The 16,081-nt window shown below is 41.2% G+C and carries 10 protein-coding genes; 8 read left to right on the top strand and 2 right to left on the bottom strand.

The annotated features are described in order from the left end of the window. The first annotated feature begins 194 nt into the window (after positions 1-194). From AC4GME_RS08760 to AC4GME_RS08730, 7 genes are all read left to right on the top strand, one after another. Positions 195-1,601: an NfeD family protein gene (locus AC4GME_RS08760; RefSeq protein WP_490376400.1), complete on the top strand. Its 1,407-nt coding sequence runs from the start codon at positions 195-197 to the stop codon at positions 1,599-1,601. A gap of 4 nt (positions 1,602-1,605) precedes the next feature. Then, positions 1,606-2,373 (top strand): slipin family protein, encoded by a 768-nt coding sequence (locus AC4GME_RS08755; protein ID WP_490379248.1) that lies wholly within the window; start codon positions 1,606-1,608, stop codon positions 2,371-2,373. A 57-nt stretch (positions 2,374-2,430) separates the two neighbouring features. Next, positions 2,431-3,468 carry a CNNM domain-containing protein gene (locus tag AC4GME_RS08750; protein ID WP_490378266.1) on the top strand — a complete coding sequence of 346 codons (1,038 nt, stop codon included), beginning with the start codon at positions 2,431-2,433 and terminating at the stop codon, positions 3,466-3,468. Between the two features lie 270 nt (positions 3,469-3,738). After that, positions 3,739-4,098: a hypothetical protein gene (locus AC4GME_RS08745; RefSeq protein WP_490378267.1), complete on the top strand. Its 360-nt coding sequence runs from the start codon at positions 3,739-3,741 to the stop codon at positions 4,096-4,098. Between the two features lie 397 nt (positions 4,099-4,495). Beyond that, positions 4,496-5,119 (top strand): YqiJ family protein, encoded by a 624-nt coding sequence (locus AC4GME_RS08740; RefSeq protein ID WP_490378268.1) that lies wholly within the window; start codon positions 4,496-4,498, stop codon positions 5,117-5,119. 326 nt (positions 5,120-5,445) lie between these two features. Continuing rightward, positions 5,446-7,221: a flotillin family protein gene (locus AC4GME_RS08735; protein WP_490379247.1), complete on the top strand. Its 1,776-nt coding sequence runs from the start codon at positions 5,446-5,448 to the stop codon at positions 7,219-7,221. Positions 7,222-7,830: 609 nt separating this feature from the next. Beyond that, positions 7,831-9,435, top strand: coding sequence for an oleate hydratase (locus AC4GME_RS08730; protein ID WP_490377602.1), 1,605 nt, complete (start codon positions 7,831-7,833; stop codon positions 9,433-9,435). Positions 9,436-9,533: 98 nt separating this feature from the next. On the opposite strand, the gene AC4GME_RS08725 is transcribed toward AC4GME_RS08730, so the two are convergent. Beyond that, entirely contained in the window at positions 9,534-12,020 is a 2,487-nt protein-coding gene (locus AC4GME_RS08725) for an ATP-dependent Clp protease ATP-binding subunit (protein WP_490377601.1), read from the bottom strand. Positions 12,021-12,154: 134 nt separating this feature from the next. After that, positions 12,155-12,634, bottom strand: a complete 480-nt coding sequence (locus AC4GME_RS08720) for a YbaK/EbsC family protein (protein WP_490377600.1) — start codon at positions 12,632-12,634, stop codon at positions 12,155-12,157. Between the two features lie 423 nt (positions 12,635-13,057). Here AC4GME_RS08720 and ydiJ point away from each other — a divergent pair. Next, positions 13,058-16,081, top strand: a 3,024-nt coding sequence (gene ydiJ, locus AC4GME_RS08715; protein WP_490379246.1) for a D-2-hydroxyglutarate dehydrogenase YdiJ, incomplete at its 3' end; no start/stop codon positions are given.

Here is a 16,081-nt window from a genome sequence, read left to right as displayed (position 1 = left end):
CCTGTGTGGTTTAGTGGCAATTACTTTAAATCTGCTTTTACCAAAAATGAAGTAACTATTAAACAAAGCCATTTGTTTAATTAAAAAGATAGCAACGCACTGTTTTGTTTATTCATGCAGTGCGTTTTTTGTTTTTAGGAGGGATAAAACTGTACTACGCTTAAACAATAGACAGAATTTGTGGAGGACTGTTGATGAAAATTTTGCCTGTCTGTTTGTTGTTAATTTCTGTGCTGTTTTCTTCTGCAAGCATCGCCAAAGAGGTATGGGTTATTCCCGTACAGGGAGCGATTGGTCCTGCTTCCTCTGATTATATCACCCGTGAGCTAGATTTAGCCATGCAACAAAATGCCAGCTTAGTCATTCTTAAAATGGATACACCGGGCGGATTGGATTCTGCGATGCGTGACATTATCCGCGCCATTACGACATCTTCAGTACCGATTGCAACTTGGGTTGGACCTTCTGGAGCACGTGCGGCCAGTGCTGGCACCTATATTTTACTGGCCAGTCATCTGGCGGTGATGGCAAATGCGACAAACTTAGGGGCTGCCACGCCCGTTTCAATAGCTATGCAGGGCAGTAAACCGGATCCTGAAAAAGAGCAAGCAGAAAAAGAGATCCAATCGACCACAACGCCAGACGCAAACAATAAAAAAGTAACAGCCCACACAACCCATGAGAAAAAAGCGATCAATGATGCTACTGCCTATATTAAAGGTTTGGCAAAGTTGCATGGTCGCAATGAAAAGTGGGCTGAAAAGGCTGTTACAGAGGCCGCCAGTTTAGATGCACAGGAAGCATTGGCAAAAAATGTAATTGATTTTATTGCAGACGATCTTAAGCAACTGATCAAACTTGCTGATCGACGACAAGTAAAGCTCAAAGGTGATCTAATTGAGCTGGAGTTAGGGGATGTTGAGTTTATCAAACGTGTGCCTGATTGGCGCTATACATTTTTAGCAACACTCACCAATCCCAATGTTGCTTATATTCTGATGTTAATAGGTATCTATGGTTTATTGCTGGAATTTTATAATCCCGGTATTGGTTTACCCGGCGTTTTAGGTGGTATCTGTTTATTACTGGGGATGTATGCATTACAAATGTTGCCAGTAAATTATGCCGGGTTAGCGCTTATTTTGTTAGGCATTGCTTTATTGATAGCGGAAGCATTTAGCCCTAGTTTCGGCATTTTGGGCTTGGGAGGGATTTGCTCATTTGTGCTTGGATCTGTTTTTTTAATGGACAGCGAGATACCTGCTTTTCAGATAGCTAAACCCCTTATTGCCGGCTTTGCCTTTGTCTCTGTCTTGTTCACCTTTGTGATTATCACTTTACTATTGAAAGTCAGACGGAAAAAGGTGACAACGGGCGTTAATTGTATGGTAGGGCAGTTCGCCATAGTTACGGCTGATTTTAATGCAGGACTGGGGTGGGTGGAAGTTGGCGGGGAAATTTGGCAAGCACGCAGCAGTGCCCCGGTATTTTCAGGTCAACAAGTCACTATTCAAAATGTCTCCGGGTTATGGTTACAGGTGATGCCCATATCTGAACCGGAAAAACAGCAAACAGCCAATCAGTTTATAAATAAGGAGTAAAATCATGATGATTTATAGCATAGCCAGTGTTGTTGTTTTTGTTGTTGCACTGTTGATGAGCATGCTTAGAGTGTTACGCGAATATGAGCGTGGTGTGGTGTATTTTCTGGGCCGTTTTGAGAGAGTCAAAGGTCCCGGTTTGGTGATTTTAATTCCGATTCTTCAACAGATGGTCAGAGTGGATCTACGTACTATTGTTTTAGATGTTCCGACCCAAGACTTAATCACGCGTGATAATGTTTCGGTGAAAGTTAATGCAGTGGTCTATTTTAGAGTGGTTGATCCGCAGATGGCTATCAACAATGTTGAAAGCTATTTAGAAGCGACCAGTCAGTTATCACAAACCACATTACGCTCGGTATTAGGTCAGCATGAGCTAGATGAACTATTGGCAGAGCGGGATCGGTTAAATAAAGATATTCAAGTGATTTTAGATAAACAGACTGATAACTGGGGGATCAAAATAGCAACCGTTGAAGTCAAGCATGTAGATCTTGATGAAAGCATGATTCGTGCATTAGCGCGTCAAGCTGAAGCTGAACGGGTTAGACGGGCAAAAGTCATCCATGCAACTGGTGAATTAGAAGCATCTGAGAAATTAAAAGAGGCGGCTTTAGTATTAAATAAAGCACCTAACGCGGTACAACTAAGATATATGCAAACCTTAACAGAGATAACCAATGAAAAAACAGCAACGATAGTATTCCCAATACCCATTGATTTATTGAACCGTTTGGGAGCTGGGAGCAATGATAACAACCTAAAAAAATAGAGTTGTTGCATAAATAAAATGTTTATAAATCACTTTATAAAAGAGTAATAAAGCTAAATGACATTACTTGTTATCTATATCATTATCGCTATTGGTGTATCGTTTTTATGCTCGGTACTGGAAGCGGTGTTATTGTCAGTTACTGCAACCTTTATTGCACAAACCAAGCAGAAAAATCAACATGCTGGAGATGTCTTAGATAATACTAAAAGAAAACTTGATCAGTCTATCTCCAGCATTCTGATTTTAAATACCTTTGCGCATACGATGGGTGCTGCAGGGGTCGGGGCACAAGCGATTCGGGTTTATGGTGAACAATGGGAAACCTTAATTGCTTTTTTACTGACATTGGCTATTTTATACTTTTCTGAAATTATCCCCAAAACACTAGGTGTAACATTTTGGCGCCAACTTGCAGTGCCTTCCGCTTATATCATTGCTTTTTTAGTCAAAATAATTTTTCCGTTAGTTTGGTTAGCAACGCGTGTTACCACTTTATTTCGCCGTAATAAAAATGAAACTATTAGCCGTGAAGAGATTTTGGCATTTACCGCCCTCAGTTATAAAGAAGGGGGGATAGTGACCCAAGAAAACCAGTTGCTGGAGAATATTTTTAAATTACGCGATGTCAAAGTTGAAGATATTTTAACGCCGCGTACAGTTGTACATGCGTTATGTGAAACAACAACCGTTAAAGAGGCATTAAGTTTTGATCAAACCGCCATCTTTACCCGAATTCCTACCTATAGCGAGAGTATTGATACGGTTACGGGGGTGATAATTAAAGGGCAATTATATGAATGTGAACGATATGGGCAAGGTGATAAACAGTTAAAAGATGTCAAATTACCCATTTACCGCATTTCAAAAAAATTTCCCGTTCTAAATGTATTAGATCTGTTTATTAAACGCCATGAACAACTTTTCTTAGTGGAAGATCATTTTGGTCAAACGGTTGGTGTGGTTACCTTAGAGGATGCTATCGAAACCCTATTAGGGCGTGAAATTGTTGATGAAAGCGATCAAGTCGAAGATATGCAAAAACTAGCAAAGAAAAATTATCGCGAGCGTTTACGTAAAAATCTCAAGTTATAATTTAGCCTTCCAGCTCTCAATAAAACAGGAACTTCGCTTAGCCATTTTTATTGTTTTCCAATCAGAAAAAAGCACGAAATATTTTACAGGAGTCACAAAATATTATAATTCATTATTTATGACCTGGTTATTTTAAAGCATTATATTAACATATATATATATGTGTATTATCAACCCTCGGAAATGGTTTTAAGCACTTAAATAAGTCTAACTTCAACATGGATGTCAGCGTTTCGCTATTTCGATTATAAATCATAGGGGACATTAATCATGGGCAACATTCACACAACTAAAATTTTACCAAACCAACAATCGATCAACTCGGTCGCTGCACTCAGTGCTGAATTTTCCGCTAAACAATTTGATTCAACAGTGTTACTGACACATTTAAAACAGACTGTTTTAGATACAAAATTTATGAAATCGCAGGATAATTCAGCTTGGATGGCTGTACGCGGATGCGATTTTATTGCAAATCCAAAATTATTTGCTTTTGCACCATTAACATATACATGTGTGTTTTTAGGTGAGTTATTTAATAACTTTGAAATCGAAGAAATCCAAGAAAAAGTTTCACCGCAGGTGATTGAACAGGCTTTATTACGTTTAAGCGTCTTCCAACTATACTAAAAAGAATCGAATAACTATCGTTCCCATGCTTTACGTGGGAATGAGATTCCAAACTCCATAGTCAAAAACTATCTCTCCTGTTTTTGCTGTTATCTTTTAACCTTAACCGAAATATTTTTATTCTTGTTAGCATCCTCTATTAAAAGCATCTCAAAAACAGATCCATCTGTATATATCGCTTAGTGAAATCACCTTCCGTATTTATATGTATAGCCACTTACCAAGGTGATTTATGAAGCTTTGATGGTTTGTGATACAAGTAACTGAATTTCTTGGTTTGCATTGCTATTATTTTGCTTTTGTTTTGTTATTATTGATTTCAGCGATTAGCCGTTCTTGCTAATCAGTATAAAGTTAATGCAAAGCGACTATCAACTCAGCGTAAAAGGAATTCAGTTTGTTAGCATTTTTTGTTGCCGATTTTAATCTTCCCTATTCACTGGCATTGGCTATCGTGATCGGCTTAGCGCTAATTGAGGGAGCTGGCTTATTAATTGGTCTGAGTCTGATTAGCCTATTCGATGATTTAATTCCCATTGATCTTGATGTCGATGCAAATGCCGATCTTCCTTCAGGTGGTTTAACTGCATTTTTGGGCTGGTTGTATTTTAATCAGTTACCATTCTTGGTTTGGTTACTGCTATTTTTAACCTGTTTCGGTGTGGCCGGTCTGACACTAAATTATATTGTTAACTTGACGCTTATTATCAGCCTGCCCGTAACGCTGTTGTTGGCTATCTTAGCAAGTCGCTTTTTGGGTAAACATATTGCTCAAATCATCCCTAAAAATGAAAGTTCAGCATCATCTTCAACATCTTTTGCCGGTAAGTTAGCCACAATTACGATTGGTAAAGCCTCTAAAGGTAATGCAGCTGAAGCTGTTTTACATGATGAATTTAATCAAAAACACTATGTAATGGTAGAGCCTGAGCAAGAACAGCAAGTTTTTGAACAGGGGACTCAGGTAGTGTTAATTGAAAAACAGCAAAACAGCTGGATAGCTATTGAATTTACACACTAATACCAAGCGCAATATATTAAAAGTGTTTGGACAAAAATACCCAAGCTACCTAAAGATGCTGGAATCAGCAAGTCGAGAGGTAACCATTTTCAAGGCATGAAGTTGAAGGTTTAGCATTCTAAATCAATACTTCATAATGCCGAAGATGGTCGTCTCTCGACTTGCCCCAAGGGAGGTTCGCTCGAAAGCCAGCTCTGCGTTATAACATTTGAAAAGGGAATAACCATTCTCTTCATGTTATGCCTTGATCTGGCATCCGGGCGAGCCTCTGAATCTGCATATTCAGGTAGTTTGGGTATTTATTAATTTAATAATAAGGAATAAAAATGGAATATCTGTTTGGGGAAAATATGCTGTTTATCTTGTCGATGACAGGCATTGCACTGGTTGCACTAATCACCATTGGTATAGTGTTTGCCAAGCTTTATGTACGAGCAACAAAAGAGATCGCGTTTGTCAGAACCGGCATGGGCGGTGAAAAAGTTGTTAAAGATGGTGGTGCAGTCGTATTACCCGTGGTGCATGAAACTATCCCTGTGAATATGAACACCTTGCGTATTGAAGTTGAAAAAACACAGAAAGATGCGCTGATTACCAAAGATCGTATGCGTGTTGATGTTAAAGCTGATTTTTACTTAAGAGTTGCGCCTCATTCTGAAGGTATCTCGATGGCGGCGCAAACATTAGGTACGCGTACTATGCGTGTCGAAGAGCTGAAAAAACTAATGGAGTCTAAATTTGTTGATGTGCTAAGAGCCGTTGCCGCGGAAATGACCATGATTGAGATGCATGAACAGCGTTCTGAGTTTGTACAAAAAGTGCAGCAAAATGTGATGAATGATCTGGAGAAAAATGGTCTCGAATTAGAGTCTGTATCGCTGACAGGTTTTGATCAAACAGAATTGAAGTTTTTTAATGAAAACAATGCATTTGATGCTGAAGGTCGTGCGCGTTTAACTAATATTATTGAGAAAAAACGTAAAGAAACCAATGATATTGAGCAGGATAATCGCATTTTAATTGAACAGCGAAATTTAGAAGCTGAAAAGCAGTCATTGACCATAAAAAAAGAGAAACAAGAGGCGCAGTTAATACAAGAGCAGGCACTTGAGTTTAAGCGGGTTGATCAACAGGCGGCAATTGTAAAGCAGCGTGAACTTTGTGAAAAAGAGGAACGCGAAGCTGAAATAACTAAACAGCAGGCGGTTGAGTCTGCTGAAATTGAAAAATCCAAGAAAATTGAGTTTCAAGAGATAGAAAAACGTAAAACCCTTGAACAGGCGCGTATCCAGCAGCAAAAAGATATTGAAGTTGCGGAGCAGGATCGACGTATTGCCATTGCTGAAAAATCGGAAGAGGAATCGGCAGCACGAGCAAAAGCGGCAGATGCTGAAAAAAATAAAGTAGAGAAAGAGGAAGCGGTTATTACCGCAAAAGAGGTTGCCGAAGCAAACCGTAGTAAAGAGATTGACGTTATCGATGCTAAAAAAATCGCTGAGCGTCAGGCGGTTGGTATCACAGTGCAAGCCGAAGCGGATAAACGCGCGGCTGAAGATAAAGCGGCTGCGGTATTGATTGAAGCGAAAGCGAATGCAGATGCTAAAAAACTGCAAGCGGAAGCTGATGAGAAAGTATTTGCGGTCGAGGCCGAAGGTAAGCGGGTTTTATATGAAGCAGAAAATAGTCTCCGTGATGAGCAGATAGAGTTGCAGAGAGCACTGGCTATTTTGAAGGTATTGCCTGAAATTGTCGCCAATTCAGTGAAACCTTTAGAAAACATTGAAGGTATTAAAATTTTGCAAGGTTATGGTGCTGGTGGCTCTGCAAACGTGACATCTGCAACTGGAGCTACAACGAATTCAGGTGCGGGTCTCGCAGAGCAAATCACCACAGCAGCACTTAATTATCGTGCAAATGCGCCTATGGTTGATGCTATGGTGCGTGAATTAGGCTTGGTTGATAGCAAAGAAGGTACCTTGAACGATTTATTAAATGGCAATCATAGCCTTGTAGAAGATGCTTTGGCCATTAAAGAGGTGGAGCTTTCAACTAAAACTGATTTGAATGGAAAAAAAACAAAGGGCAATGAAGCGCTTTGCTGATTTTCTGAAAATTAATTATTGCTTGCATTAAAAAAGGAACTTCGGTTCCTTTTTTTGTGTTTGTATATATCCATTTAAAATCATTAGGTAACTCGTTAATTTAATTAAATAGTCAGCTCCAGAATTGAGGAATAACTAAAAATCATAGAATCCCATTCGATGGATAGATGAAATTTACAATTGCAGTGATATTGAAGGAGTTATTGCTACCCTGAAAATGGCAAATCTTAGATTAAATAAAATATGGAGATAAACTCGCATGTCAAAATTTATCTGATACCACTGGAATTTTATATGCTCTACAGACGATCGGGCTGTTAATTAGAGTGATTTTACTGCTTCTTGTTCAAGTAAGTAGTTTAAATCTTCTGCTGTGGCCGTCTGCTATAGGTTTAATCGTGACATTGTTCTTATCTATATCGGCGTTTCGCTTAGCAAGCTGCTAGTAAAACGCATTTAAATAGCAACATCTAAGGAGGCGACTCAAGCAAAACTCGACGAAAAGCGTCACGTCAGTTAGCCCTAATGTTATCTGTTTACTACAATTGCTTGGTGAGAAGATGAAACTATTACTTATAGCTGCTAATAATTGCCAAGGAGATCAAAAAGATGCCAAGAGATAAAAATAATAATCCAGGAGACTCAAAAGTATACCTTATCGGTGGTGGTATTGCTTCATTGGCAAGTGCAGTGTACCTGATCAATGATGCAGGGGTCTCGGGTAAAAATATTCATATCTTAGAGCAAGATGATATCTTGGGAGGTGCCCTCGACGGGGCCGGCGATTCAGGAAATGGTTTTATCATTCGCGGGGGGCGAATGCATGAAGAACACTTTGTATGTTACTGGGATCTTTTATCGAATATCCCCTCTTATGATGATCCGAATATCTCTGTTAAAGACGAATGTTTTGAGTTTTCTGCTCGGTTTGTTTCGCATGCCCAGGCGCGTTTATTAAAAGATGGGAAGAAAATGGATCTCTCATCTTTCGGACTCTCTTTAAAAGATCAGCTTGATCTGATGAAATTGACATCTACCCCTGAAAAATCATTAAACAATATTCGTATTGAGGAGTGGTTCGAAAATGAATTTTTCGAAAGTAATTACTGGCTTTTGTGGACTACTATGTTTGCATTTCAAAAGTGGAGTAGCGTGGCAATTATGAGGCGTTATATGAAGCGTTTTATCCATTTGCTAGACGGGATGCCTCAGCTTGGTGGAATCATGCGCAGCAAATACAATCAATATCACTCTGTGGTTATGCCACTTAAACGTTACCTGCAGGAAAGGGGGGTTCATTTTGATATGCGCACGCAGGTTGTTGATGTCGATTTTAAACTTTCTGCGGATAAAAAAACGGCCACGGCTTTACATATAATCGATGACAACAAAAAAGAACAAAAGATCAGTCTCGGGGTAAATGATTATCTGTTTATAACCAATGGCTCTATTACAGAATGTACAGATAATGGTTCTTGGAAAAATGTGCCATCTTTAAAAGAAAAAAGCAGCTCGGGCTCATGGATACTTTGGGAAAAAATTGCCAGAAAAGATAAAGATTTTGGTAATCCGGGAGTCTTTAGTGACAACATTGATCTGCAAAAATGGTACTCCTTTACTGCAACGCTTAAAGATAGCTGTTTCCATGATTATATGGAAAACTTTTCCGGTAATTTAGACGGTACTGGTGGTTTGGTGACAATCACAGATTCAAACTGGTTAATCTCTTTTGTTATTGCCCGTCAACCGCATTTTCCTGACCAGGCAAAAGAGGTGAAAGTGTTCTGGGGATATGGTTTGTATCCTGACAGAGAGGGGAATTACGTAAAGAAAAAAATGTCTGAGTGTAATGGTGAAGAGATACTCGAAGAACTTTGGCAGCATCTTAAAATTCAAGATATGATGAAACCTATTGTGGATTCAGGCAAAGTCAATTGCATTCCGGTAGCTATGCCATTTATTGATAGTCTCTTTATGCCATATGCAATAGGTGACCGACCTGATGTGTTACCCAAAGGAGCAACAAACTTTGCCTTTATCGGTCAGTTTGCTGAAGTCCCTAATGAGTGTGTATTTACCGTAGAGTACTCTGTGCGCTGCGCGCAAACAGCAGTTTATGGACTATTTGCAAGTGGCAAGCAAGTATTGCCAATCTATAATTCAATGTATATGCCTAAGGTATTAATAAAAGCGATTAAAGCGATCAACAGATAAAGATTCAAGAGCGGTATTCAATATGCTTCCGCTTACATGGAATAGAGGTTGTAAATTGTTAGTGATATTAAAAGTGACAAGTTAATAACGTCTTAATATTAAGAAACCTTCTTACCGTTAATCACAAAGACAATATCTTTTTTATGTAGCTTCACTTGAACCCGACTGTTATCCGGGCATTGCCCTTGTACGATTTTCATGGCCAAGGGATTTTCTATTTGCCGCTCCACTTCGCGCCTCAGCGGGCGCGCGCCATAGACTGGGTCAAACCCATCCACCGCTAGTTTTTTTATAACCGTTTTATCGACTTTGAGGGTAATCCCCTTGAGTTTCATCCGTTCCACCAATTCATGTACAAACATCTCTGCTATCTGATGAACATGTTCCTTCTCCAAATAGTGAAAAACGATAATGTCATCAAGTCTATTTAAAAACTCCGGTTTAAAGAATTTCTTGACCTCGTGCATGACCAGCTGCTGCGCCTCCTTATAGTTGGGCATCCCTGTTCGGATAAATCCGATCCGGCGTTTGTCGGGCAAAAGCGTGTCGGTGCCGAGGTTAGAGGTGCCTATCAGAACTGTGTTACGAAAGGAAACCGTACGTCCCTGCGCATCCGTGAGTTGGCCGTCTTCCATAATTTGCAGCAGCATATTGAACACATCTGGATGGGCTTTCTCCATCTCATCCAGCAACACTACTGTATAAGGATTGTGGCGCACGCGTTCTGTCAATTGACCACCTTCTCCATAGCCTATATATCCTGGTGGCGCACCTATCATCTTTGATACTTCATGTCGCTCCATATATTCCGACATGTCCAAGCGGATGATTCTTGATTCATCATCCAATAGAAAGGCCGCCAAGGCGCAGGCCAGTTCGGTTTTTCCCACACCAGTGGGACCAAGAAAAAGAAACGAGCCAATGGGGCGCTGGCTTGAAGTAATACCTGCGCGGTTTCTGCGAATGGCATCGGCCACCGCACGGACAGCATCTTCTTGTCCGACAATCCGTTTATGCAGTTTTTCCTCCATTCTGGCCAATTTATCTGATTCCGACTCCACCATACGGGTCACTGGGATGCCTGTCCAGCGGGCGACAACTTCGGCAATATCATCCTCCGTCACCATATCATCTTCCTTGGCTTGTCCTCGTTGCCAGTCACTATGCGCAGTCATAAGCTGTTCTTCTATTTTCAGGATCTCCATCTGCAGCTGTGCAGCCTGTTCAAAATTCTCGGCATTGAAGGCTTCAGTCTTATCTCGTAGTAATCCCTGATGCTTGCGCTCAAGATCGCGTAGATTCCGCGGGATGGTCGTCAGGCGAAGGTGCTTGCGCGAGCCGGCTTCATCGATCAGATCCACTGCTTTATCGGGCAGGCGCCGATCCGTAATATAGCGCTCAGAAAGTCGTGTCGCGGCTTCAAATGCCGATGGCGCATAACGAATTTGATGGTGTTTTTCATAGCGCGGCGCTATGCCCTGCAATATGGCAATCGTATTCTCAATACTCGGCTCTCTTACCAAAATCGGATGAAAGCGCCGCTCCAGAGCCTTATCTACCTCTATATATTTCCGGTATTCATCCAGAGAGTCTGCCCCGATCACCTGAAGAGTCCCTTGAGCCAATGCGGTCTTAAGTAAGCTGGGAGCATCAAGGCCTCCAGCACCAGCTCCGGCTCCAACCACAGTGTGTAATTCATCAATAAACAAAATGACCTTGCCACTGGCCTGAATAACAGCATCACGTACAGATTTTAAACGCTCTTCAAATTCACCGCGCATAGCAGCTCCGGCCACCAGTTCGCCCATATCCAAGGCCAGAAGACGTTTGTTGAGCTGGGTATCAGGAACATCCGCCGCCACAATACGTTGTGCCAGTCCTTCGACAATCACAGTTTTGCCGACACCAGGTTCGCCGATCAGAGCTGGATTGTTCTTCTTACGACGGGAGAGTGTTTGTATGATCAGGGCTATCTCTTCATCACGCCCTATAACTGGATCCAACTCCCCGTTGCGGGCCATCTCGGTAAGATCTTTGGTATAGATCTCCAGTACGTCTTGTTTGCTTTCTGCATCCTGGCTTTGCAGCGTACGGCCACCCCTGACATCTTTTAGCGCCTGGCGCGCCTGATCAACTGTAATACCTTCCTTTTTCAGCTGAGCCGCAGTGGTTCCCGCCTCCTTATCGAAAAGGGCAATAAGCAGCGTTCCAGTACCTATATAATCATCCCCTAAGTTTTTGGCTTCTCCATAGGCAACGCGGAACACTTCGGGTATTTCCCGGGAAGCGACGATTTGCTGTGGCTGCTCAGAGGCGGGTCTATGATAGCGTTGCCGAATTCGCCCGATAATTCGATTGACTGCGGCATCGGTATCCGGCAGCAGTTCCTCCAATATCTTGCGTGCCTCGCTATCGGGTTGAGAAAGCAATGCCACCAACAAAAAATCCGGGGTGAGTACGTTCTGGCGCAGGCTGATTAACTCAGCAAACGCCATCTCCAAACAGGCAATAACTCTCTGGGAGCTCTTCTGTACATAGTTATGAAACATAGCCCCTGTTCCTGCCGGGGTACCCCAATCCGTCATAGCACAGTTCCTCTATTGTTATTTTATTAACCAGAGCTAATCAAATTAGCAGCTCAAGCGAAGGCCTCTTGATCTGCTGATTCCTGTATATCTAAAGCTTGGCTATATTCCTACGCTACTTTTAATTTCGCACCTTATTGAAATAGTTGATAACTAAAGCGTAGCGATTTTGCATCCTGCATCAATTTCCTAAATTCGTTTTGGGATAGTTGTATTAAAGAGGCATGGTCACCCGCTTCCAGGTATAACAGCTCTTGCTGCATTAAAAACTCATCATAAACCCGATCCAGATTGTAGGCCTGAGCAATAGGTGGAACAGCGCCATGCTTGCAGTCATCAAACAACTCATAAATGTGCGATTCTTTGACAATGTGAAACTGGCGATTAAAATTTTCATTTAATGCGCTTAAACTTATTTTATGACTGCCTGGTAAAATTGCCATTAACTTACGGCCTTGAAGATCTTCAAGCATCACGGCTTTAACAAGCTGCGATGTAGTAAGATTCGACTTAATCGCTGAACTTAGGGTGTTATTACTTGGTTTATGCTTCACTAATTGGTATTTGATGTGAGTTTCATCCAGATATGCACTCACTTTTGTCGCAATGGTCATGAGCAGTCTCCTTTTATGCTAGTGATACTAGCAGTATAGATCAAAGCTAATATATGGACTGAAATTATAGCGCTTGCTGTATTGATTGATGTTCAATTTACTCCATGGTTTTATCTGCTTTAATCGCTGTTCATCACAAGAAAAATTGGGTTGTCGCAGGCAAAAGAGCTGAGCGTGGAGCGTGGAGCGGTATTTATTTACCTTAAATTTAAAATATTTATCTCAAATTCAGGAAAATAGCAATAACTCTGATCCTGTTTTGACCTTCTTCCCATACAGAGTATGAGTGTCACCTAAAACAACGAATATCAAGCAGCAAAGTGTAAAAACTTTTCTCCCCAACCTCTTTTAAAATTGTGATATTATTCACAGCTATTTTTAGTTGCAAATTTCAAATTCAATAATGGACTAGGTGCTTTAGACATGATCCCCAAATTAACTCACCAAGAGAATATCAAGAAAGATTACTTCGAATTTTTGAAAGCATTAAGCGAAACCGATTACTGCGGTGAAATAGAAAAAAGTTACGCCAGCCGTTTAGCGGTGGCAACGGATAACAGTGTTTATCAATGTTTACCGCAAGCGGTTATCTTTCCAAAATCCACCCAGGATATTGTTGAAATTTGCAAACTTGCACAATTAAAAGAATTTTCCGATATACGCTTCTCTCCGCGTGGCGGTGGTACGGGCACTAATGGTCAGTCGTTAAGCAATGATATTGTCTTAGATCTTTCTCGTCATATGAACAACATCCTTGAATTAAATGAAAAAGAGGGATGGATACGAGTACAAACGGGTCTGGTTAAAGACCAACTAAATGATTATTTACGTCCTTACGGACTGTTTTTCTCGCCAGAGCTTTCAACCAGCAACCGTGCAACGATTGGCGGCATGATCAGCTGTGACGCTTCAGGTCAAGGTTCACTTGCTTACGGTAAAACCAGCGATCATGTTTTAGCGCTGAAATCAGTTTTAGTGGATGGCTCTGTTTTAGACAGCGCTGCAATTGACGGCGCGCAGTTACTTGAACAAAAAGAGCGTTTAGACAGTGTTGGTGATATTTACCGCCAAGTGATCGAGACCTGTTCTGGTAAGCAGCAGCAAATAGAAGATGGCTTTCCTAAACTAAACCGTTTTTTAACCGGTTACGATCTGAAACATGTTTATGATGCACAGACAGGGACTGTTGATCTGACGCGAATTTTATGTGGCGCGGAAGGCTCATTAGCGTTTATCACAGAAGCTAAATTGCATGTTCAGGAAATTCCCGCTTATCGTACGCTGTTTAATGTTAAATACGATAGCTTTCAATCGGCATTACAAAATGCGCCATTTTTAGTGCAGGCAAATGCGTTATCGGTTGAGACGATTGACTCAACAGTGCTGAATCTCGCTAAAGAAGATATCGTTTGGCATAGCGTTCAAGATTTAATTAGCGATATACCAGGGCAAGTGGTTGACGGTTTAAATATTGTTGAATTTGCTGAACAAGATCAACAGATTCAAGATCAGAAAGTTGCTGAATTGGTGAAAAAACTTGATGTTTTAATCGCCAATAAAGAAGCAGGGGTGATCGGTTATCAAATTTGTGAGCAGTTATCTGATATTAATAAAATCTACGGCATGCGTAAAAAAGCTGTGGGTTTATTAGGTAAAACAACAAGCAGAGCAAAACCACTGCCGTTTGCTGAAGATACTTGTGTGCCGCCGGAAAATCTTGCTGATTACATTATTGAATTCCGCCAGTTATTAGATGATAAAGGGCTGCATTACGGCATGTTTGGTCATGTCGATGCAGGGGTGTTACATGTGCGCCCTGCGCTGGATATGTGCGATCCTGAGCAGGAAAAACTGATGCGTGAAATTTCCGACAAAGTGGTTGCACTCACGGCTAAATATAAAGGCTTGATGTGGGGCGAGCATGGTAAAGGTTTCCGCAGTGAATATGGGCCGGAATTTTTTGGTGATGAGTTATTTACTGAGCTGCGTAAAATTAAAGCGGTTTTCGATCCGAAGAACCGTGTCAACCCCGGCAAAATTTGTACGCCATTAAATTCAGCAGAGCAGTTAGTAAGTGTTGATGCGGTTAAGCGCGGCACTTTTGATCGCCAAATTCCGATTAAAGTGCGTGAGAGTTATAGCGAAGCGCTGGACTGTAACGGTAACGGTTTATGTTTTAATTACGATACAAGCTCTCCAATGTGTCCTTCGGTTAAATTAAGCAGTGATCGTGTTCACTCACCAAAAGGACGTGCAGGTCTGATGCGTGAATGGTTACGTCAGTTAGCTAATAACGATATTGATATTCTGCAGCTTGAAAACGATTTATATGCGGGTAAAAATGCCAGTGTGTTTAAAAAGTTCTTTAATACACTTGCTAAACGCAAAGGCGAATATGATTTCTCGCATGAAGTGATGGAAGCGATGCAGGGCTGTTTGGCGTGTAAAGCCTGTAGCAGTCAGTGTCCCATCCAGGTTGATGTTCCTGCCTTCCGTGCTCGTTTTATGCATCTTTATCACGGCCGTTACCTGCGCCCGTTAAAAGACTATTTTGTTGCTTATGTTGAGCAGTACGCCCCATTAATGGGCAAATTGCCACGTTTCTTTAACTTCTTTATGAAGATGAAACTAACAGCAGTACTTACTGAAAAATTTGTAGGTATGGTGGATATTCCACTGCTGTCATTTCCAACATTAAAATCATCATTGCAAAAGCAAGATATCACTGAGTTTGATCTGCACAAGCTGCAGGCATTATCAGCGGCGGAACGTGAATCTTATGTGTTGGTAGTGCAAGACCCGTTCACCACTTATTATGATGCTGATGTGGTGCGTGATTTAATGTTAACTATTAAAAAACTCGGTTTTAAACCTGTGTTATTACCGTTTAAACCTAATGGTAAACCACAACATATTAAAGCTTTTTTAACTAAGTTTGCGAAAACGGCGAAAAACTCAGCACAGTTTTTAAATCAGATGGCTAAGCTTAATATTCCGATGTTAGGAATCGATCCTGCGATGGTACTTTGTTATCGTGATGAATATAAATATGCGCTGGGTGATAATCGTGGTGAGTTTAATGTGCAGCAGTTCCAAGAGTGGTTATTACCGCGCTTACAAGGTGATGCAAAACCTGCCGGCAAGCAACAGTTCTTCCTGTTTGGTCACTGTACAGAAAAAACTGCACAGCCGACATCCAGTGGTGATTGGGCTAAGATCTTTAATCACTTTGGTGCAAACTTAAGTGATGTTGCCGTAGGCTGTTGTGGTATGGCGGGGACCTTTGGTCATGACGCCGGTAAACTTAGCGATTCAAAAGCGATTTATAGCCTAAGCTGGGAACAGGAGATTGCTAAACGCGAACGCGCAGTATGTCTGGCGACGGGGTACTCATGTCGTAGTCAAGTTAAACGTATTGAAGGGCAGAGCTTAAAACATCCAGTGCAA

Source organism: Psychromonas sp. (genome assembly GCF_983033635.1).
This window is presented reverse-complemented; position numbering and strand designations above follow the sequence as displayed.

What these genes read in the sequence shown, in the direction of transcription:
- AC4GME_RS08760 (WP_490376400.1), top strand. Translation starts at nt 195, where the DNA reads ATGAAAATTTTGCCTGTCTGTTTGTTGTTAATTTCTGTGCTGTTTTCT.
- AC4GME_RS08755 (WP_490379248.1), top strand. Translation starts at nt 1,606, where the DNA reads ATGATGATTTATAGCATAGCCAGTGTTGTTGTTTTTGTTGTTGCACTG.
- AC4GME_RS08750 (WP_490378266.1), top strand. Translation starts at nt 2,431, where the DNA reads ATGACATTACTTGTTATCTATATCATTATCGCTATTGGTGTATCGTTT.
- AC4GME_RS08745 (WP_490378267.1), top strand. Translation starts at nt 3,739, where the DNA reads ATGGGCAACATTCACACAACTAAAATTTTACCAAACCAACAATCGATC.
- AC4GME_RS08735 (WP_490379247.1), top strand. Translation starts at nt 5,446, where the DNA reads ATGGAATATCTGTTTGGGGAAAATATGCTGTTTATCTTGTCGATGACA.
- AC4GME_RS08730 (WP_490377602.1), top strand. Translation starts at nt 7,831, where the DNA reads ATGCCAAGAGATAAAAATAATAATCCAGGAGACTCAAAAGTATACCTT.
- AC4GME_RS08725 (WP_490377601.1), bottom strand. Translation starts at nt 12,020, where the DNA reads ATGACGGATTGGGGTACCCCGGCAGGAACAGGGGCTATGTTTCATAAC.
- AC4GME_RS08720 (WP_490377600.1), bottom strand. Translation starts at nt 12,634, where the DNA reads ATGACCATTGCGACAAAAGTGAGTGCATATCTGGATGAAACTCACATC.